Genomic DNA, 20300 nt, shown 5'->3' on the forward strand with positions numbered 1-20300 from the left:
GGCTGCATTTTGGCCCTGCCGCTGACAGGGAGCTCTTATGTCCGAAGATATCTTTGACGCCATCATCGTCGGTGCTGGGCTTGCCGGTTCGGTTGCCGCACTGGTGCTCGCCCGCGAAGGGGCGCAAGTGTTAGTTATCGAGCGTGGCAATTCCGCAGGTGCCAAGAACGTCACCGGCGGGCGTCTCTATGCCCACAGCCTGGAACACATTATTCCTGGTTTCGCCGACTCCGCCCCCGTAGAACGCCTGATCACCCATGAAAAACTCGCGTTTATGACGGAAAAGTCAGCGATGACTATGGACTACTGCAATGGTGACGAAACCTCGCCATCCCAGCGTTCTTACTCCGTTTTGCGCAGTAAATTTGATGCCTGGCTGATGGAGCAGGCCGAAGAAGCGGGCGCGCAGTTAATTACCGGGATCCGCGTCGATAACCTCGTACAGCGCGATGGCAAAGTCGTCGGTGTAGAAGCCGATGGCGATGTGATTGAAGCGAAAACGGTGATCCTTGCTGATGGAGTGAACTCCATCCTTGCCGAAAAGCTGGGGATGGCAAAACGCGTTAAACCGACGGATGTGGCGGTTGGCGTGAAGGAACTGATCGAGTTACCGAAGTCGGTAATCGAAGACCGTTTTCAGTTGCAGGGTAATCAGGGCGCGGCTTGTCTGTTTGCGGGATCACCCACCGATGGCCTGATGGGCGGCGGCTTCCTTTATACCAATGAAAATACCCTGTCGCTGGGGCTGGTTTGTGGTCTGCATCATCTGCATGACGCAAAAAAATCGGTGCCGCAAATGCTGGAAGATTTCAAACAACATCCGGCCGTTGCACCGCTGATCGCGGGTGGCAAGCTGGTGGAATATTCCGCTCACGTAGTGCCGGAAGCAGGCATCAACATGCTGCCGGAGTTGGTTGGTGACGGCGTATTGATTGCCGGTGATGCCGCCGGAATGTGTATGAACCTCGGTTTTACCATTCGCGGTATGGATCTGGCGATTGCCGCCGGGGAAGCCGCAGCAAAAACCGTGCTTTCAGCGATGAAAAGCGACGATTTCAGTAAGCAAAAACTGGCGGAATATCGTCAGCATCTTGAGAGTGGCCCGCTGCGCGATATGCGTATGTACCAGAAACTACCGGCCTTCCTTGATAACCCACGCATGTTTAGCGGCTACCCGGAACTGGCGGTGGGCGTGGCGCGTGACCTGTTCACCATTGACGGCAGTGCGCCGGAACTGATGCGCAAGAAAATCCTCCGCCACGGCAAGAAAGTGGGCTTCATCAATCTGATCAAGGATGGCATGAAAGGAGTGACCGTTTTATGACTTCTCCCGTCAATGTGGACGTCAAACTGGGCGTCAATAAATTCAATGTCGATGAAGAGCATCCGCACATTGTTGTGAAGGCCGATGCCGATAAACAGGCCCTGGAGCTGCTGGTGAAAGCGTGCCCCGCAGGTCTGTACAAGAAGCAGGATGACGGCAGTGTGCGCTTCGATTACGCCGGATGTCTGGAGTGCGGCACCTGTCGCATTCTGGGGCTGGGGTCGGCGCTGGAACAGTGGGAATACCCGCGCGGCACCTTTGGTGTGGAGTTCCGTTACGGCTGATGTTGGTTTGATACGTAACGCCGTACTGACTCTCATTGCAAAAAAACAGGAATAACCCATGCAACCGTCCAGAAACTTTGACGATCTCAAATTCTCCTCAATTCACCGCCGCATTTTGCTGTGGGGAAGCGGTGGTCCGTTTCTGGATGGTTATGTACTGGTAATGATTGGCGTGGCGCTGGAGCAACTGACTCCGGCGCTAAAACTGGACGCTGACTGGATTGGCTTGTTGGGCGCGGGAACGCTCGCCGGGCTGTTCGTTGGCACATCGCTGTTTGGCTATATTTCCGATAAAGTCGGACGGCGCAAAATGTTCCTCATTGATATCATCGCCATCGGCGTGATATCGGTGGCGACGATGTTTGTCTCATCCCCTGTCGAACTGTTGGTGATGCGGGTACTTATCGGCATTGTCATCGGTGCAGATTATCCCATCGCCACCTCAATGATCACCGAGTTCTCCAGTACCCGTCAGCGGGCGTTTTCCATCAGCTTTATCGCCGCCATGTGGTATGTCGGCGCGACCTGCGCCGATCTGGTCGGCTACTGGCTTTATGATGTGGAAGGCGGCTGGCGCTGGATGCTGGGTAGCGCGGCGATCCCCTGTTTGTTGATTTTGATTGGTCGATTCGAACTGCCTGAATCTCCCCGCTGGTTATTACGCAAAGGGCGAGTAAAAGAGTGCGAAGAGATGATGATAAAACTGTTTGGCGAACCGGTGGCTTTCGATGAAGAGCAGCCGCAGCAAACCCGTTTTCGCGATCTGTTTAATCGCCGCCATTTTCCTTTTGTTCTGTTTGTTGCCGCCATCTGGACCTGCCAGGTGATCCCAATGTTCGCCATTTACACCTTTGGCCCGCAAATCGTTGGTTTGTTGGGATTGGGGGTTGGCAAAAACGCGGCACTGGGGAACGTGGTGATTAGCCTGTTCTTTATGCTCGGCTGTATTCCGCCGATGCTGTGGCTAAACACTGCCGGACGGCGTCCATTGTTGATTGGCAGCTTTGCCATGATGACGCTGGCGCTGGCGGTTTTGGGGCTGATCCCGGATATGGGGATCTGGCTGGTAGTGATGGCCTTTGCGGTGTATGCCTTTTTCTCTGGCGGGCCGGGTAATTTGCAGTGGCTCTATCCTAATGAACTCTTCCCGACAGATATCCGCGCCTCTGCCGTGGGCGTGATTATGTCCTTAAGCCGTATTGGCACCATTGTTTCGACCTGGGCACTGCCGATCTTTATCAATAATTACGGTATCAGTAACACGATGCTAATGGGGGCGGGTATCTCGCTGTTTGGCTTGTTGATTTCCGTAGCGTTTGCCCCGGAGACTCGAGGGATGTCACTGGCGCAAACCAGCAATATGACGATCCGCGGGCAGAGAATGGGGTAAATTGTTCAGATTTCTCTCTTTTCTGAATCAATATTATTGACTATAAGCCGCGTGAATATATGACTACACTTTGTGGGAAAACAAAGGCGTAATCACGCGGGCTACCTATGATTCTTATAATTTATGCGCATCCGTATCCGCATCATTCCCATGCGAATAAACGGATGCTTGAACAGGCAAGGACGCTGGAAGGCGTCGAAATTCGCTCTCTTTATCAACTCTATCCTGACTTCAATATCGATATTGCCGCCGAGCAGGAGGCGCTGTCTCGCGCCGATCTGATCGTCTGGCAGCACCCGATGCAGTGGTACAGCATTCCACCGCTCCTCAAACTTTGGATCGATAAAGTTTTCTCGCACGGCTGGGCTTACGGTCACGGCGGCACGGCGCTGCATGGCAAACATTTGCTGTGGGCGGTGACGACCGGCGGCGGGGAAAGCCATTTTGAAATTGGTGCGCATCCGGGCTTTGATGTGCTGTCGCAGCCGCTACAGGCGACGGCAATCTACTGCGGGCTGAACTGGCTGCCACCGTTTGCCATGCACTGCACCTTTATTTGTGACGACGAAACCCTCGAAGGGCAGGCGCGTCACTATAAGCAACGTCTGCTGGAATGGCAGGAGGCCCATCATGGATAGCCATACGCTGGTTCAGGCGCTGATCTACCTCGGATCGGCGGCGCTGATTGTACCCATTGCGGTACGTCTTGGTCTGGGATCGGTACTTGGCTACCTGATTGCCGGCTGCATTATTGGCCCGTGGGGGCTGCGACTGGTGACCGATGCCGAATCTATCCTGCACTTTGCCGAGATTGGCGTGGTGCTGATGCTGTTTATTATCGGCCTCGAACTCGATCCACAAAGGCTATGGAAGCTGCGTGCGGCAGTGTTCGGCGGCGGCGCATTGCAGATGGTGATTTGCGGCGGCCTGCTGGGGCTGTTCTGCATGTTACTTGGGCTGCGCTGGCAGGTCGCGGAATTGATCGGCATGACGCTGGCGCTCTCCTCTACGGCGATTGCCATGCAGGCGATGAATGAACGCAATCTGATGGTGACGCAAATGGGTCGCAGTGCCTTTGCGGTGCTGCTGTTCCAGGATATCGCGGCGATCCCGCTGGTGGCGATGATTCCGCTACTGGCAACGAGCAGTGCCTCGACGACGATGGGCGCATTTGCTCTCTCGGCGTTAAAAGTGGCGGGTGCGCTGGTGCTGGTGGTATTGCTGGGGCGCTATGTCACGCGTCCGGCGCTGCGTTTTGTAGCCCGCTCTGGCTTGCGGGAAGTGTTTAGTGCCGTGGCGTTATTCCTCGTGTTTGGCTTTGGTTTGCTGCTGGAAGAGGTCGGCTTGTCGATGGCGATGGGCGCGTTTCTGGCGGGCGTACTGCTGGCAAGTTCGGAATACCGTCATGCGCTGGAGAGCGATATCGAACCATTTAAAGGTTTGCTGTTGGGGCTGTTTTTCATCGGTGTTGGCATGTCGATAGACTTTGGCACGCTGCTTGAAAACCCATTGCGCATTGTCATTTTGCTGCTCGGTTTCCTCATCATCAAAATCGCCATGCTGTGGCTGATTGCCCGACCGTTGCAAGTGCCAAATAAACAGCGTCGTTGGTTTGCGGTGTTGTTAGGGCAGGGCAGTGAGTTTGCCTTTGTGGTATTTGGCGCGGCGCAGATGGCGAATGTGCTGGAGCCGGAGTGGGCGAAATCGCTGACCCTGGCGGTGGCGCTGTCGATGGCAGCAACGCCGATTCTGCTGGTGATCCTCAATCGCCTTGAGCAATCTTCTACTGAGGAAGCGCGTGAAGCCGATGAGATCGACGAAGAACAGCCGCGCGTGATTATCGCCGGATTCGGTCGTTTTGGGCAGATTACCGGACGTTTACTGCTCTCCAGCGGGGTGAAAATGGTGGTACTCGATCACGATCCGGACCATATCGAAACCTTGCGTAAATTTGGTATGAAAGTGTTTTATGGCGATGCCACGCGGATGGATTTACTGGAATCTGCCGGAGCGGCGAAAGCGGAAGTGCTGATTAACGCCATCGACGATCCGCAAACCAACCTGCAACTGACAGAGATGGTGAAAGAACATTTCCCGCATTTGCAGATTATTGCCCGCGCCCGCGATGTCGACCACTACATTCGTTTGCGTCAGGCAGGCGTTGAAAAGCCGGAGCGTGAAACCTTCGAAGGTGCGCTGAAAACCGGGCGTCTGGCACTGGAAAGTTTAGGTCTGGGGCCGTATGAAGCGCGAGAACGTGCCGATGTGTTCCGCCGCTTTAATATTCAGATGGTGGAAGAGATGGCAATGGTTGAGAACGACACCAAAGCCCGCGCGGCGGTCTATAAACGCACCAGCGCGATGTTAAGTGAGATCATTACCGAGGACCGCGAACATCTGTCATTAATTCAACGACATGGCTGGCAGGGAACCGAAGAAGGTAAACATACCGGCAACATGGCGGATGAACCGGAAACGAAACCCTCATCCTAATAAAGAGTGACGTAAATCACACTTTACAGCTAACTGTTTGTTTTTGTTTCATTGTAATGCGGCGAGTCCAGGGAGAGAGCGTGGACTCGCCAGCAGAATATAAAATTTTCCTCAACATCATCCTCGCACCAGTCGACGACGGTTTACGCTTTACGTATAGTGGCGACAATTTTTTTTATCGGGAAATCTCAATGATCAGTCTGATTGCGGCGTTAGCGGTAGATCGCGTTATCGGCATGGAAAACGCCATGCCGTGGAACCTGCCTGCCGATCTCGCCTGGTTTAAACGCAACACCTTAAATAAACCCGTGATTATGGGCCGCCATACCTGGGAATCAATCGGTCGTCCGTTGCCAGGACGCAAAAATATTATCCTCAGCAGTCAACCGGGTACGGACGATCGCGTAACGTGGGTGAAGTCGGTGGATGAAGCCATCGCGGCGTGTGGTGACGTACCAGAAATCATGGTGATTGGCGGCGGTCGCGTTTATGAGCAGTTCCTGCCAAAAGCGCAAAAACTGTATCTGACGCATATCGACGCAGAAGTGGAAGGCGACACCCATTTCCCGGATTACGAGCCGGATGACTGGGAATCGGTATTCAGCGAATTCCACGATGCTGATGCGCAGAACTCTCACAGCTATTGCTTTGAGATTCTGGAGCGGCGGTAATTTTGTATAGAATTTACGGCTAGTGCCGGATGCGACGCCGGTCGCGTCTTATCCGGCCTTCCTATATCAGGCTGTGTTTAAGACGCCGCCGCTTCGCCCAAATCCTTATGCCGGTTCGACGGCTGGACAAAATACTGCTTATCTTCCCAGCGCAGGCAGGTTAATGACCCACCCCAGCAGCAGCCGGTATCCAGCGCGTAAATACCTTCCGGCGTACCTTTGCCTTCCAGCGATGCCCAGTGACCAAAGGCGATGCTGTATTCTTCAGCGACAGGGCCAGGAATCGCAAACCACGGTTTCAGTGGGGCAGGGGCTTCTTCCGGCGATTCTTTGCTGTACATATCCAGTTGACCGTTTGGAAAGCAAAAACGCATACGGGTAAAGGCGTTGGTGATAAAACGCAGTCTTCCCAGCCCCCGCAATTCCGGTGACCAGTTATTTGGCATATCGCCGTACATAGCGTCGAGAAAGAAGGGATAGGAGTCACTCGATAGCACCGCTTCTACATCGCGCGCGCACTCTTTGGCGGTCTGTAGATCCCACTGCGGCGTGATCCCTGCGTGGGCCATCACCAACTTTTTCTCTTCGTCGATTTGCAGCAAAGGCTGGCGACGCAGCCAGTTAAGCAGCTCGTCGGCATCCGGCGCTTCCAGCAGCGGTGTCAGGCGATCTTTCGGTTTATTGCGGCTGATCCCGGCAAATACCGCCAGCAGATGCAGATCGTGATTGCCCAGCACCAGACGTACGCTGTCGCCTAAGGATTTCACATAGCGCAGAACATCCAGCGAACCCGGCCCGCGCGCGACCAGATCGCCCGTCAGCCAGAGGGTATCTTTCCCAGGGGTAAATTCTACTTTATGCAGCAATGCGATCAGTTCATCGTAACAACCATGAACGTCGCCAATAAGGTATGTCGCCATATTCTTTTAATGAATGAGTGTGGGAACGGCGAGTCGGAATACGGGAATGTCGATGCTGAAAGGGACGCCATTTTCATCGATCATTTCGTAGTGACCCTGCATGGTGCCCAGCGGGGTTTCAATGATTGCACCGCTGGTGTACTGGTACTCTTCGCCAGGCGCGATAAGTGGCTGGACGCCAACCACTCCTTCGCCCTGGACTTCGGTTTCACGGCCATTGCCATTGGTGATCAGCCAGTAACGCCCCAACAACTGCACTGGCGCTCGCCCCAGATTGCGTATGGTTACGGTATAAGCAAAAACGTAACGTTCATTATCAGGTGAAGATTGTGCCTCAATGTAGACGCTTTGAACCTGAATACACACTCGGGGCGAATTGATCATCGTTAACTCTCCTGCAAAGGCGCGTTCTCCGCCAGATAGTTCGCCATCTGGCAATATTGCGCGACAGAGATATTTTCCGCTCGCATCGCCGGGTCGATCCCCATTCCCGTTAACACCTCGACGCTAAACAGGTTGCCGAGGCTGTTACGAATGGTTTTACGACGCTGGTTAAAGGCTTCGGTGGTGATGCGGCTCAACACACGAACATCTTTAACCGGGTGAGGCATCGTTGCATGAGGAACCAGGCGCACGACGGCGGAATCCACTTTGGGTGGTGGTGTAAAGGCTGACGGCGGTACTTCCAGCACTGGGATCACGTTGCAATAGTATTGCGCCATGACGCTTAATCGACCATACGCTTTGCTGTTCGGTCCTGCAACCAGACGATTCACCACCTCTTTTTGCAACATAAAGTGCATGTCGGCAATGGCATCAGTATAGCTAAACAGATGGAACATCAACGGCGTGGAGATGTTATAAGGCAGGTTGCCGAAAACACGCAGCGGCTGACCCATTTTCTCGGCCAGTTCGCCAAAGTTAAAGGTCATCGCATCCTGCTGATAAATCGTCAGTTTCGGGCCTAAGAATGGATGCGTTTGCAGACGTGCCGCCAGATCGCGGTCAAGTTCGATGACCGTCAGCTGGTCCAGACGTTCGCCGACCGGCTCGGTCAATGCCGCCAGACCGGGGCCGATTTCGACCATTGCCTGGCCCTTTTGCGGGTTAATGGCAGAAACAATGCTGTCGATCACGAACTGATCGTTGAGAAAGTTTTGCCCGAAGCGTTTACGGGCTAAGTGGCCCTGGTGGACTCGATTATTCATTGGGTGTTAACAATCATTTTGATGGCGAGATTAAGCGCCGTAATAAAACTGCCGACATCGGCTTCGCCACGTCCCGCCAGTTCAAGCGCGGTGCCGTGGTCCACTGATGTGCGAATAAAGGGCAGGCCCAGCGTAATGTTCACACCGCGCCCGAAGCCCTGGTATTTTAGCACGGGAAGACCCTGATCGTGGTACATCGCCAGCACGGCGTCGGCGTTATCGAGATATTTCGGCTGAAACAGGGTATCGGCAGGCAGCGGCCCGTTAAGTTTCATCCCCTGCGCCCGCAACTCGTCGAGCAGCGGAATAATGGTGTCTATCTCTTCCGTACCCATATGACCGCCTTCGCCCGCGTGTGGATTCAGCCCGCAGACCAGAATGCGCGGTTCGGCAATACCAAATTTGGTCCGCAAATCGTGATGCAAAATAGCAATCACTTCGTGCAAAAGCGCAGGGGTGATAGCATCTGCGATATCGCGCAGCGGTAAATGCGTCGTTGCCAGCGCCACGCGAAGTTCTTCGGTCGCCAGCATCATCACCACTTTTTTCGCCTGCGAACGCTCTTCGAAAAACTCGGTATGACCGGTAAACGGAATGCCTGCGTCGTTAATGACGCCTTTATGCACGGGGCCTGTGATCAGCGCAGCAAATTCACCGTTCAGACAGCCATCGCACGCTCGCGCCAGCGTTTCCACCACATAATGCCCATTTTCAACCGCTAACTGCCCCGCAGTGACAGATTCACGTAGCGCGACAGGAAGTAGCGTTAATGTGCCCGCAGTTTGCGGTTGTGCAGGAGAGTTGGGGGAATAAGTGCGGAGGGTGAGCGGCAAACCGAGCATCGCTGCCCGGTCGGTAAGGAGAGTGGCATCGGCACAAACAACCAGTTCGACCGGCCACTCACGCTGTGCAAGCTGGACAACTAAGTCCGGGCCAATCCCGGCGGGCTCGCCGGGAGTGATCACAACACGTTGGGTTTTAACCATTAGTTGCTCAGGATTTTAACGTAGGCGCTGGCACGTTGTTCCTGCATCCAGCTTGCTGCTTCTTCCGAGAACTTACGGTTCATCAGCATGCGGTATGCACGATCTTTCTGCGCAGCGTCGGTTTTATCGACATTACGGGTATCCAGCAGTTCGATTAAATGCCAGCCGAATGAAGAGTGAACCGGTGCACTCATTTGACCTTTGTTCAGGCGGGTCAGGGCGTCACGGAAAGCCGGATCAAAAATGTCCGCTGTTGCCCAACCGAGATCGCCGCCCTGGTTAGCAGAACCTGGATCCTGCGAGAACTCTTTCGCTGCGGCAGCAAAAGTCGTTTTACCACTCTTGATATCAGCAGCAATCTGTTCCAGTTTCACACGGGCCTGTTCGTCAGTCATGATCGGCGACGGTTTCAGCAGAATATGGCGAGCATGAACTTCGGTCACCGAGATATTTTTGCTTTCGCCGCGCAGGTCGTTAACTTTCAGAATATGGAAGCCAACGCCGGAACGAATCGGGCCAACAATGTCGCCTTTCTTCGCGGTGCTTAATGCCTGGGCGAAGATCCCGGGTAACTCCTGAATACGGCCCCAGCCCATCTGGCCGCCGTTCAGCGCCTGCTGGTCGGCAGAATGAGCAATCGCCAGCTTACCGAAATCAGCGCCGTTACGCGCCTGATCGACAATGGCGCGCGCCTGGCTTTCCGCTTCGTTCACCTGATCAGAGGTCGGGTTTTCCGGCAGCGGGATCAGGATGTGGCTCAGGTTCAGCTCAGTGCTGGCGTCGTTTTGGTTACCCACCTGCTGCGCCAGGGATTCGACTTCCTGCGGCAGGATGGTGATGCGACGACGCACCTCGTTGTTACGCACTTCAGAGATAATCATCTCTTTGCGGATCTGGTTACGATAGGTGTTGTAGTTCAGTCCATCGTAAGCCAGACGGCTGCGCATCTGATCCAGCGTCATGTTGTTCTGTTTCGCGATGTTAGCAATCGCCTGATCCAGCTGCTCATCGGAGATTTTCACTCCCATTTTCTGCCCCATCTGCAGGATGATTTGATCCATGATCAAACGTTCCATGATTTGGTGGCGCAGCGTCGCGTCATCAGGAAGTTGCTGCCTTGCCTGAGCAGCGTTCAGTTTTACCGACTGCATTAATCCATCAACGTCGCTTTCCAGCACGACGCCGTTATTGACGACGGCTGCGACTTTATCGACTACCTGGGGGGCAGCGAAACTGGTATTCGCGATCATGGCGATACCGAGAAGCAGCGTTTTCCAGTTCTTCATACTTTTTCCATTTCAATTAACCGCACTGCGGATTACGTGGTAAATCAACAAATCACAAAGTGTTTTGATACGGCAGAATGTTCGAACGCAGCATCTCTTGCGTACCCAGACCGTAGTTGGAGCTCAGGCCGCGAAGTTCGATGTTAAAGCCGATTGCGTTGTCATATACCGCATGTTGTTTATCGTTATCCCAACCGTTCAGCTTCCGCTCGTAACCGACGCGAATTGCATAGCAGCAGGAGCTGTATTGCACACCTAACATAGAGTCGGCTTGCTTGTTCGCATTGGTGTCGTAGTAGTAGGCCCCAACAATGGACCAACGATCGGCAATTGGCCAGCTGGCGACAGCACCTACCTGCGAAATACCATTCTTATATTGCTCAGCAGTGGAATAGTACTTAGGCAGCGTAGCCTGAATATATTCCGGGCTGGCGTAACGGTAATTCAGCTGTACCAGACGGTCTTCATCCCGACGGTATTCAATGCTGGAGTTACTGGTCGCTACGTTATCCAGACGTGTATCGTACTGAATCCCGCCACGCAATCCCCAACGCTCGGAGATACGCCAGTAAGTATCGCCTGCCCACACCAGTGAGCCCGTTTTGTCGTCATTCTCCCATGTTATGTTGTCATCGCCAGTGCGAGACTCCGTGAAATAGTAGATTTGACCAACGGAAATATTAAAACGTTCAACGGCAGCATCATCATATATGCGAGATGTGACACCGGTCGTCACCTGGTTAGCGGAGGCAATACGGTCAAGACCGCCGTAAGTCCGGTCCCGGAACAGGCCAGAGTAGTCAGATTGCAGCAGAGATGAGTCGTAGTTATAGATGTCGCTCTGATCGCGATACGGCACGTACAAATACTGCGCGCGCGGTTCCAGCGTTTGGGTATAACCCGGAGCCAGCATTTCCATATCGCGTTCAAAGACCATTTTGCCGTCAACTTTGAATTGCGGCATTACGCGGTTAACGGATTCGTCCAGCTTGGTCGTGTTTCTGGAGTTATACCAGTCAAGATTAGTTTGCTGATAATGGGTTGCCAGCAACTTCGCTTCGGTATTGATGCTGCCCCAGTTATTAGAGAGCGGCAAATTGATGGTCGGTTCCAGGTGAACACGGGTTGCTTCAGGCATGTCGTCTCTGGTGTTAACAAAGTGCACTGCCTGGCCGTAAATACGCGTATCAAACGGACCAACATCATTCTGGTAGTAATTAACGTCTAACTGCGGCTCTGCCGAGTAGCTACTGGTGTTCTGTTCGCTGAAAACCTGGAACTGCTTGGTTGAAACGGTGGCATTGAAGTTTTGCACCGCATAGCCAACGCTGAATTTTTGCGTTGCGTAGCCGTCAGTACTGGAACCGTACTTGTTATCGAAATCATTGAAGTAGCTAGGATCGCTGACCTTGGTGTAGTCGACGTTGAAACGCCACACCTGATCCATGACCCCGGAGTGGTTCCAGTAGAATAACCAACGACGTGAACTGTCATCGTTCGGGTGTTCATCTTCATAGACTTTATCTGAAGGCAGATAGTCCAGTTCCATCAAGCCAGCGCCCGCCTGGGAGAGGTAGCGGAATTCGTTCTCCCACATGATGTTGCCACGACGATGCATATAATGCGGCGTGATGGTGGCATCCATATTTGGCGCGATGTTCCAGTAATATGGCAGGTAGAACTCAAAGTAGTTGGTGGTGGTGTACTTGGCGTTCGGGATCAAGAAACCAGAGCGACGTTTGTCACCCACCGGCAACTGCAAATAGGGGCTATAAAAGATCGGTACCGGACCCACCTTAAAGCGGGCGTTCCAGATCTCCGCAACTTGTTCTTCGCGGTCATGAATAATTTCGCTACCTACCACGCTCCAGGTGTCAGAACCCGGCAGACAGGAGGTAAAGCTACCGTTATCCAGAATGGTATAGCGGTTTTCGCCACGTTGTTTCATCAGGTCCGCTTTACCGCGACCCTGGCGACCCACCATCTGGTAATCACCTTCCCAGACGTTGGTATCTTTGGTGTTCAGATTCGCCCAGCCTTTCGGCCCTTTGAGGATCACCTGGTTATCGTCGTAATGGACATTACCGAGCGCATCAACGGTACGTACCGGCTCCGGTTGTCCTGGTGCCTCTTTTTGATGGAGCTGCACTTCGTCGGCCTGCAGACGGCTGTTACCCTGCATGATATCCACGCTGCCAGTAAACACGGCGTCATCCGGGTAGTCCCCTTTCGCGTGGTCAGCATTGATAGTCACGGGTAAGTCATTGGTATCGCCCTGTACCAGAGGACGGTCATAGCTTGGCACGCCCAACATGCACTGTGAGGCGAGGTCGGCTGCCAGTCCCTGTTGACTATAAAGGGCGGTGGCAATCATGGTGGCCAGGAGAGTGGGGATACGTTTTTTCATACGTTGATTTTATTGTTCCATCATCGGTAACGTTGCGCGTGACAAACGGTCAGAGACTAACGTACTCGTCATCTCTACGCTAGTGTTAATCCTGTCCGAATAGCGTCAGTGGTGTTAGGCACGGCATTGAATGACAGGTATGATAATGCAAATTATAGGCGATGTCCCACAATTGACCGCAGCCGGAAAACGGTAAAAGCACCTTTATATTGTGGGAGATAGCCCTGATATCCGTGTGTCGATTTGGGGAATATATGCAGTATTGGGGAAAAATCATTGGCGTGGCCGTGGCCTTACTGATGGGCGGCGGCTTTTGGGGCGTAGTGTTAGGCCTGTTAATTGGCCATATGTTTGATAAAGCCCGTAGCCGTAAAATGGCGTGGTTCGCCAACCAGCGTGAGCGTCAGGCGCTGTTTTTTGCCACCACTTTTGAAGTGATGGGGCATTTAACCAAATCCAAAGGTCGCGTCACGGAGGCTGATATTCATATCGCCAGCCAGTTGATGGACCGAATGAATCTTCATGGCGCTTCCCGTACTGCGGCGCAAAATGCGTTCCGGGTGGGAAAATCAGACAATTACCCGCTGCGCGAAAAGATGCGCCAGTTTCGCAGTGTCTGCTTTGGTCGTTTTGACTTAATTCGTATGTTTCTGGAGATCCAGATTCAGGCGGCGTTTGCTGATGGTTCACTGCACCCGAATGAACGGGCGGTGCTGTATGTCATTGCTGAAGAATTAGGGATCTCCCGCGCCCAGTTTGACCAGTTTTTGCGCATGATGCAGGGCGGTGCACAGTTTGGCGGCGGTTATCAGCAGCAAACTGGCGGTGGTAACTGGCAGCAAGCGCAGCGTGGCCCAACGCTGGAAGATGCCTGTAATGTGCTGGGCGTGAAGCCGACGGATGATGCGACCACCATCAAACGTGCCTACCGTAAGCTGATGAGTGAACACCATCCCGATAAGCTGGTGGCGAAAGGTTTGCCGCCTGAGATGATGGAGATGGCGAAGCAGAAAGCGCAGGAAATTCAGCAGGCATATGAGCTGATAAAGCAGCAGAAAGGGTTTAAATAAGTTTTAAACTGTAGGCCTGATAAGACGCGGCCCGCGTCGCATCAGGCAATCGGCGCACAATTGCCGGATGCGGCGTGAACGCCTTATCCGCCTACCGAACTGCGCCAGCGTGACGATTAAAAATCCGCTGGCGCTTTAAACGTCATACTATTGCCATACGCCGGATGGGTAATCGTCAACATCTCTGCATGTAGCAACAAACGCGGTGCCATCGCTCTCGCTTCTGGTGATGCATAAAAACGATCGCCGAGAATCGGATGCCCCAGCGCCAGCATATGCACACGCAATTGATGCGAACGCCCGGTAATCGGTTTTAACACCACTCTTGCCGTGTTATCCGCCGCATACTCCACCACTTCATATTCCGTCTGCGCAGGTTTACCCGTTTCGTAACAGACTTTCTGTTTCGGGCGGTTTGGCCAGTCGCAAATCAGCGGCAGATCCACCAGACCTTCTGCGGGGGATGGATGCCCCCAGACGCGGGCCACATACTGCTTTTTCGGCTCGCGCTCGCGGAACTGGCGTTTTAACTCCCGCTCCGCGGCTTTGGTCAGCGCCACTACAATCACGCCGCTGGTAGCCATATCCAGACGATGCACCGATTCTGCCTGCGGATAATCACGCTGAATGCGCGTCATCACGCTGTCTTTGTGCTCTTCCAGACGACCCGGCACTGACAACAAACCGCTCGGCTTGTTGACCACCATAATATGGTCATCCTGATACAGGATAACCAACCAGGGTTCCTGCGGTGGATTGTAGTTTTCCATCCCCATTTTCGGCTCCGTTACTGATGCGTTACAACGATCAAACGCAGGGCATCCAGACGCCAACCTGCCTGATCCAGGCTTTCCATTACCTGCTGACGGTTGCTCTCAATGGCGGTCAGTTCGTCGTCACGAATGTTCGGGTTCACTGCACGCAGAGCTTCCAGACGAGACAGCTCGGCAGACAGTTTTTCGTCGGCTTCGTTACGCGCTGCATCAATCAATGCACGGGCAGATTTCTCGATCTGCGCTTCACCCAGTTGAAGGATAGCGTGAACATCCTGCTGCACGGCGTTAACCAGTTTGCTGCCGGTGTGACGGTTAACCGCGTTAAGCTGGCGGTTAAAGGTTTCAAACTCTACCTGCGCCGCCAGGTTGTTGCCGTTTTTATCCAGCAGCATACGTACCGGCGTCGGTGGCAGGAAGCGGTTGAGCTGCAACTGCTTCGGAGCCTGGGCTTCAACCACATAAATCAGTTCCACCAACAGCGTACCTACCGGCAACGCTTTGTTTTTTAACAGTGAAATCGTGCTGCTACCGGTATCGCCAGAAAGAATCAGATCCAGACCGTTGCGGATCAGCGGATGCTCCCAGGTAATAAACTGTGCATCTTCACGCGCCAGCGCCACTTCACGATCAAAGGTGATGGTGATGCCATCTTCCGACAGGCCAGGGAAGTCCGGCACCAGCATATGATCGGACGGCGTCAGCACGATCATGTTGTCGCCGCGATCGTCCTGATTGATACCGATAATATCGAACAGGTTCATGGCGAAGGCGATCAGGTTGGTATCGTCATCCTGCTCTTCAATGCTTTCTGCCAGTGCCTGGGCTTTTTCGCCACCGTTGGAGTGGATTTCCAGCAGGCGGTCACGACCCTGTTCCAGCTGTGCTTTCAGCGCTTCATGTTGCTCGCGGCAGTTTTTGATCAGATCGTCAAAGCCTTCGGTTTGATCCGGTGAAGCCAGATAGTTAATCAGATCGTTGTATACGCTATCGTAAATAGTGCGTCCGGTCGGGCAGGTGTGCTCAAATGCATCCAGACCTTCGTGATACCAGCGCACCAGCACCGACTGAGCGGTTTTCTCCAGATAAGGCACATGGATCTGAATATCGTGCGCCTGGCCGATACGATCCAGACGACCAATACGCTGCTCCAGTAGATCCGGGTTGAATGGCAGGTCAAACATCACCATGTGGCTGGCGAACTGGAAGTTACGTCCTTCAGAACCGATTTCTGAGCACAGCAGTACCTGTGCGCCGGTGTCTTCTTCGGCAAACCAGGCGGCAGCGCGGTCACGTTCGATAATCGACATACCTTCGTGGAACACCGCAGCGCGAATACCTTCACGTTCGCGCAGTACCTGCTCCAGTTGCAGCGCAGTGGCAGCTTTGGCGCAGATCACCAGCACTTTCTGAGAGCGATGGCTGGTCAGGTAGCCCATCAGCCACTCAACGCGCGGATCGAAGTTCCACCAGGTGGCGTTATCACCTTCAAATTCCTGATAAATACGCTCCGGGTAGAGCATATCGCGAGCACGATCTTCCGCACTTTTACGTGCGCCCATAATGCCGGAGACTTTAATAGCCGTCTGATACTGCGTCGGTAGCGGCAGTTTAATGGTGTGCAGCTCGCGTTTCGGGAATCCTTTCACACCGTTACGCGTGTTACGGAACAGCACGCGGCTGGTGCCGTGGCGATCCATCAGCATCGAAACCAGCTCCTGACGGGCGCTCTGGGCATCTTCGCTGTCGCTGTTTGCTGCCTGCAACAGCGGCTCGATATCCTGCTCGCCGATCATCTCGCCGAGCATGTTCAGTTCGTCATTGCTCAGTTTGTTACCTGCCAGCAGCATGGCAACGGCGTCCGCAACCGGACGATAATTTTTCTGCTCTTCAACGAACTGCGCAAAATCGTGGAAACGGTTCGGGTCCAGCAGACGCAGACGGGCGAAGTGGCTTTCCATCCCCAGCTGTTCCGGGGTCGCGGTCAGCAGCAGAACGCCCGGCACGTGCTCTGCCAGTTGTTCAATGGCCTGATATTCACGGCTTGGCGCATCTTCGCTCCACACCAGGTGATGCGCTTCATCGACCACCAGCAGGTCCCATTCGGCTTCACAGAGATGTTCCAGGCGCTGTTTGCTACGACGGGCAAAATCCAGCGAGCAAATCACCAGCTGTTCGGTGTCAAACGGGTTGTAAGCATCGTGCTGAGCTTCGGCATAACGCTCATCATCAAATAGCGCAAAGCGCAGGTTGAAACGGCGCAGCATTTCTACCAGCCACTGATGCTGTAAGGTTTCCGGGACGATAATCAGCACACGTTCAGCAGCGCCAGAGAGCAGTTGCTGATGCAGGATCATCCCGGCTTCAATGGTTTTCCCTAAACCCACTTCGTCAGCCAGCAGGACGCGCGGCGCGTGGCGGCGACCAACATCATGAGCGATGTTGAGCTGATGCGGAATCAGGCTGGTACGCTGACCGCGCAGGCCGCTGTACGGCATACGGAACTGTTCGCTGGAATACTTACGCGCGCGATAACGCAGCGCAAAGCGGTCCATACGGTCAATCTGCCCGGCAAACAGACGGTCCTGCGGTTTGCTGAACACCAGTTTGCTATCAAGGAAAACTTCACGCAGGGCTACGCCGGACTCTTCAGTATCCAGGCGAGTACCGATATAGGTCAGCAAGCCATTTTCTTCTTTTACTTCTTCGACTTGCATCTGCCAGCCGTCATGGCTGGTAATGGTATCACCAGGGTTGAACATCACGCGGGTCACGGGGGAATCACTGCGTGCGTACAGACGGTTTTCACCAGTAGATGGGAAAAGTAAAGTGACAGTTCGCGCATCCACCGCGACAACGGTTCCAAGTCCCAATTCGCTTTCTGTATCGCTGATCCAGCGTTGACCAAGTGTAAAAGGCATATGTGTTCGGCTCTATATCTTTAATTGCAGGCAATAACCACCCGCTACCGTGCTTATGAGGTAGTGGCGTTATTCAGGTCCAGGAATGGAAAGGGCGCTATGGTACTGGATGGCAAAGCATTCGTCACGCATCAAAATGGTATCTGGCGAACTCTTTTTTTTGCTCAAAATAGCCCAAGTTGCCCGGTCATAAGTGTAGCAAAATTATCCTCAATAAAAGGGAGTATTCCCTCCGCCACGGGTTGTAGCTGGCGGGTCAGATAGTGTTCGTAATCCAGTGGTGAACGTTGGTAGTCCAGCGGCTCCGGGCCGTTGGTGGTCCATACGTACTTAATGGTGCCGCGATTCTGATATTGCAAGGGGCGACCGCGCTTTTGGTTTTCTTCATCGGCAAGGCGAGCGGCGCGTACATGAGGCGGAACATTACGCTGATATTCGCTCAGCGGACGGCGAAGGCGTTTACGGTAAACCAGCCGCGCATCCAGTTCACCCGCCATCAGTTTGTCGATGGTTTCGCGGATGTATTCCTGATATGGCTCGTTACGGAAGATACGCAGGTATAGCTCCTGCTGAAACTGCTGGGCCAGCGGCGTCCAGTCGGTGCGCACGGTTTCCAGCCCTTTAAACACCATCCGCTGCTTGTCGCCCTCCTGAATCAGTCCGGCATAACGCTTTTTACTGCCGGTATCGGCTCCGCGAATGGTTGGCATCAGAAAACGGCAGAAATGGGTTTCATACTCCAGTTCTAATGCGCTGGTCAGCCGTTGTTTTTGCAGCGTTTCCGCCCACCAGGCGTTAACGTGCTGCACCAGTGCACGACCGATTTTCGCCGCTTCTTCTTCCGAATGTGCGCCTTTCAGCCAGACAAACGTTGAGTCGGTATCGCCGTAGATAACGTCGTAGCCCTGTGCTTCAATCAACGCTTTGGTTTGCCGCATGATCTGATGACCACGCATGGTGATCGACGATGCCAGCCGCGGATCGAAGAAGCGGCAGGCGGTGGTGCCGAGCACGCCATAAAAGGCATTCATGATGATTTTCAGCGCCTGCGACAGCGGTTTGTTACCCTGGCGTTTGGCTTCATCGCGCCCGTGCCAGATGTTAGTCACAATCTCCGGCAGGCAATGTTTTTCTCGTGAGAACCAGGCATCGAGAAAACCTTCGGTACTGTGCTCTGGATCAGGCTGCGCCATGCCTTCCACCAGCCCGACGGGATCAATCAGAAAGGTGCGGATGATCGACGGGTACAGGCTTTTATAGTCCAGCACCAGCACTGAATCATAAAGCCCTGGCCGTGAATCCATCACGTAGCCGCCAGGGCTGGCGTGCGGTGGCACTTCGCCGAGATTAGGCGCGACATAACCAGCGCGATGCATTCGCGGAAAATAGAGATGACCAAACGCTGCCACCGAACCGCCGTGCCGATCCACCGGCAGGCCGTTCACCGTTGCTCGTTCGAGTAAAAATGGCATGATTTCAGTTTTGTGGAAGATCTGCGTCACCAGCTCGCAATCTTTCAGGTTATAAGTTGCCAGCGCAGGTTTATCTTCGGCGAAACGGCGGTCAATTTCGTCCATTCGATCCCACGGGTTATCGATAGATTTTCCTTCGCCTAATAGCTCCTGAGCGACAGTTTCCAGCGAGAATGAAGAGAAATTCCAGAACGCGGATTTCAGCGCCTCGATACCGTCGATAATTAGCCGACCTTTAGCCTGGGCAAAAAAGACGCCGTTTTTAAAGCCGTGCTCGCGCCACTCCAGCTCGCTATTATCGCACCCAAGACGCAGCGGAAGACGGTAACGCTCGGCATGTTTTTGCAGCATTCGCAGATCGAACTGCACCACGTTCCAGCCGATGATCACATCGGGATCGTGGTTTGCAAACCAGGCGTTGAGTTTTTCCAGCAGCAGCGGGCGGCTGGCGACGTATTCCAGTTCGAAATCAAGCGAGGAGGCGTCGCCATTCTCCGGCCCCAGCATATAAACGATGCGCTGCCCGCAGCCTTCCAGGCCGATGCAGTACAGCTCACCGTGGCGGGTGGTTTCAATATCTATAGAAACCCACTTGAGCGGCGGACGATAGTCGGGATGCGGTTTCAGACGGGCATTAACGATAGTGCCATTGTGCATATCACCCTCGACCCACACCGGTGAGGTGATAAACCGCTCCATCAGATAGCGTTCTGGCGGGCGCACATCGGCCTCGTAGACGGTAACGCCACCTTCACGCAGGCGCTTTTCGTAATTCATCAATTGGCGATGGGCGCGACAGTAAAGGCCATACACCGGCTGGCGGTGAAAATCCTTTAACGCCAGCGGTGTCAGGCGAAAGCCTTGTTCACCCTGCAAAATATGCTGAGCGCGGGGAACCTGATCGGCGGGAATAAACGCCACGGACTCTTGCGGTGCAAGCGTAACCTGCAACGGCCCGTTGTCCGTCGCCAGCCAGAAGGAGACTTCTGTCCCTTGCGGGGTGTCCCGCCAGTGTCGGGTTAAGATAAAACCTGCCTGCGCCACGCTGAAAATCCATCAAAAAACCAGGCTTGAGTATAGCCTGGTTTCGTTTGA

At 53.8% G+C, this 20300-nt stretch carries 16 protein-coding genes; 7 read left to right on the forward strand and 9 right to left on the reverse strand.

Annotation, left to right across the window (positions count from 1 at the left end; genetic code table 11):
- The first annotated feature begins 37 nt into the window (after positions 1-37).
- The 6 genes from ACJHXA_RS11865 (at position 38) to folA (ending at position 6162) form a co-directional block, all read left to right on the forward strand.
- Complete coding sequence (locus ACJHXA_RS11865; protein ID WP_001287715.1) at positions 38-1324, forward strand: FAD-dependent oxidoreductase; 1287 nt, start codon at positions 38-40, stop codon at positions 1322-1324.
- Entirely contained in the window at positions 1321-1608 is a 288-nt protein-coding gene (gene fixX, locus ACJHXA_RS11870) for a ferredoxin-like protein FixX (RefSeq protein WP_000203741.1), read from the forward strand. Before ACJHXA_RS11865 ends, fixX begins: the two co-directional genes overlap by 4 nt.
- 58 nt (positions 1609-1666) lie before the next feature.
- The gene (locus ACJHXA_RS11875) at positions 1667-2998 is read left to right on the forward strand and encodes an MFS transporter (RefSeq protein ID WP_001183198.1); all 1332 of its coding nucleotides are present in this window, start codon (positions 1667-1669) and stop codon (positions 2996-2998) included.
- Between the two features lie 107 nt (positions 2999-3105).
- The gene (gene kefF / locus ACJHXA_RS11880) at positions 3106-3636 is read left to right on the forward strand and encodes a glutathione-regulated potassium-efflux system oxidoreductase KefF (protein WP_000600725.1); all 531 of its coding nucleotides are present in this window, start codon (positions 3106-3108) and stop codon (positions 3634-3636) included.
- Complete coding sequence (gene kefC, locus ACJHXA_RS11885) at positions 3629-5491, forward strand: glutathione-regulated potassium-efflux system protein KefC (protein WP_000377194.1); 1863 nt, start codon at positions 3629-3631, stop codon at positions 5489-5491. Before kefF ends, kefC begins: the two co-directional genes overlap by 8 nt.
- A gap of 191 nt (positions 5492-5682) precedes the next feature.
- Positions 5683-6162: a type 3 dihydrofolate reductase gene (gene folA / locus ACJHXA_RS11890; protein WP_000624375.1), complete on the forward strand. Its 480-nt coding sequence runs from the start codon at positions 5683-5685 to the stop codon at positions 6160-6162.
- 77 nt (positions 6163-6239) lie between these two features.
- Here the strand turns inward: folA and apaH are convergent, their stop codons facing one another.
- Genes apaH through lptD form a run of 6 tightly spaced genes read right to left on the reverse strand, consistent with a single transcriptional unit; the run spans position 6240 to position 12969 of the window.
- A complete protein-coding gene (gene apaH, locus ACJHXA_RS11895; RefSeq protein WP_000257186.1) occupies positions 6240-7082 on the reverse strand; it encodes a bis(5'-nucleosyl)-tetraphosphatase (symmetrical) ApaH in 843 nt (280 codons plus the stop codon).
- A gap of 6 nt (positions 7083-7088) precedes the next feature.
- The gene (apaG, locus tag ACJHXA_RS11900; RefSeq protein ID WP_000610901.1) at positions 7089-7466 is read right to left on the reverse strand and encodes a Co2+/Mg2+ efflux protein ApaG; all 378 of its coding nucleotides are present in this window, start codon (positions 7464-7466) and stop codon (positions 7089-7091) included.
- Positions 7467-7468: 2 nt separating this feature from the next.
- A complete protein-coding gene (gene rsmA, locus ACJHXA_RS11905; protein WP_001065381.1) occupies positions 7469-8290 on the reverse strand; it encodes a 16S rRNA (adenine(1518)-N(6)/adenine(1519)-N(6))-dimethyltransferase RsmA in 822 nt (273 codons plus the stop codon).
- Positions 8287-9276, reverse strand: coding sequence for a 4-hydroxythreonine-4-phosphate dehydrogenase PdxA (gene pdxA / locus ACJHXA_RS11910; protein WP_000241271.1), 990 nt, complete (start codon positions 9274-9276; stop codon positions 8287-8289). The genes rsmA and pdxA overlap by 4 nt, the downstream gene beginning before the upstream one ends.
- Positions 9276-10562, reverse strand: a complete 1287-nt coding sequence (gene surA, locus ACJHXA_RS11915; RefSeq protein ID WP_000800453.1) for a peptidylprolyl isomerase SurA — start codon at positions 10560-10562, stop codon at positions 9276-9278. Before surA ends, pdxA begins: the two co-directional genes overlap by 1 nt.
- A 52-nt stretch (positions 10563-10614) precedes the next feature.
- Complete coding sequence (lptD, locus tag ACJHXA_RS11920) at positions 10615-12969, reverse strand: LPS assembly protein LptD (protein ID WP_000746151.1); 2355 nt, start codon at positions 12967-12969, stop codon at positions 10615-10617.
- Between the two features lie 254 nt (positions 12970-13223).
- On the opposite strand from lptD, the gene djlA reads away from it, so the two are divergent.
- Positions 13224-14039 carry a co-chaperone DjlA gene (djlA, locus tag ACJHXA_RS11925; RefSeq protein WP_001200579.1) on the forward strand — a complete coding sequence of 272 codons (816 nt, stop codon included), beginning with the start codon at positions 13224-13226 and terminating at the stop codon, positions 14037-14039.
- Positions 14040-14155: 116 nt separating this feature from the next.
- On the opposite strand, the gene rluA is transcribed toward djlA, so the two are convergent.
- From rluA to polB, 3 genes are all read right to left on the reverse strand, one after another.
- Entirely contained in the window at positions 14156-14815 is a 660-nt protein-coding gene (rluA, locus tag ACJHXA_RS11930) for a bifunctional tRNA pseudouridine(32) synthase/23S rRNA pseudouridine(746) synthase RluA (RefSeq protein WP_000525176.1), read from the reverse strand.
- An 11-nt stretch (positions 14816-14826) separates the two neighbouring features.
- On the reverse strand, positions 14827-17733 hold the full coding sequence (rapA, locus tag ACJHXA_RS11935; RefSeq protein WP_001117011.1) for an RNA polymerase-associated protein RapA: 2907 nt from the start codon (positions 17731-17733) through the stop codon (positions 14827-14829).
- A 164-nt stretch (positions 17734-17897) separates the two neighbouring features.
- Positions 17898-20249 (reverse strand): DNA polymerase II, encoded by a 2352-nt coding sequence (gene polB, locus ACJHXA_RS11940; protein ID WP_283512307.1) that lies wholly within the window; start codon positions 20247-20249, stop codon positions 17898-17900.
- Between the last annotated feature and the right edge of the window lie 51 nt (positions 20250-20300).

Source organism: Escherichia sp. WS33 (assembly GCF_046486385.1).
Lineage (GTDB): Bacteria > Pseudomonadota > Gammaproteobacteria > Enterobacterales > Enterobacteriaceae > ECMA0423.

Excerpts from the sequence above, each read along its gene's own strand:
- ACJHXA_RS11865 (WP_001287715.1), top strand. The coding sequence starts at position 38 with ATGTCCGAAGATATCTTTGACGCCATCATCGTCGGTGCTGGGCTTGCC.
- fixX (WP_000203741.1), top strand. The coding sequence starts at position 1,321 with ATGACTTCTCCCGTCAATGTGGACGTCAAACTGGGCGTCAATAAATTC.
- ACJHXA_RS11875 (WP_001183198.1), top strand. The coding sequence starts at position 1,667 with ATGCAACCGTCCAGAAACTTTGACGATCTCAAATTCTCCTCAATTCAC.
- kefF (WP_000600725.1), top strand. The coding sequence starts at position 3,106 with ATGATTCTTATAATTTATGCGCATCCGTATCCGCATCATTCCCATGCG.
- kefC (WP_000377194.1), top strand. The coding sequence starts at position 3,629 with ATGGATAGCCATACGCTGGTTCAGGCGCTGATCTACCTCGGATCGGCG.
- folA (WP_000624375.1), top strand. The coding sequence starts at position 5,683 with ATGATCAGTCTGATTGCGGCGTTAGCGGTAGATCGCGTTATCGGCATG.
- apaH (WP_000257186.1), bottom strand. The coding sequence starts at position 7,082 with ATGGCGACATACCTTATTGGCGACGTTCATGGTTGTTACGATGAACTG.
- apaG (WP_000610901.1), bottom strand. The coding sequence starts at position 7,466 with ATGATCAATTCGCCCCGAGTGTGTATTCAGGTTCAAAGCGTCTACATT.
- rsmA (WP_001065381.1), bottom strand. The coding sequence starts at position 8,290 with ATGAATAATCGAGTCCACCAGGGCCACTTAGCCCGTAAACGCTTCGGG.
- pdxA (WP_000241271.1), bottom strand. The coding sequence starts at position 9,276 with ATGGTTAAAACCCAACGTGTTGTGATCACTCCCGGCGAGCCCGCCGGG.
- surA (WP_000800453.1), bottom strand. The coding sequence starts at position 10,562 with ATGAAGAACTGGAAAACGCTGCTTCTCGGTATCGCCATGATCGCGAAT.
- lptD (WP_000746151.1), bottom strand. The coding sequence starts at position 12,969 with ATGAAAAAACGTATCCCCACTCTCCTGGCCACCATGATTGCCACCGCC.
- djlA (WP_001200579.1), top strand. The coding sequence starts at position 13,224 with ATGCAGTATTGGGGAAAAATCATTGGCGTGGCCGTGGCCTTACTGATG.
- rluA (WP_000525176.1), bottom strand. The coding sequence starts at position 14,815 with ATGGGGATGGAAAACTACAATCCACCGCAGGAACCCTGGTTGGTTATC.
- rapA (WP_001117011.1), bottom strand. The coding sequence starts at position 17,733 with ATGCCTTTTACACTTGGTCAACGCTGGATCAGCGATACAGAAAGCGAA.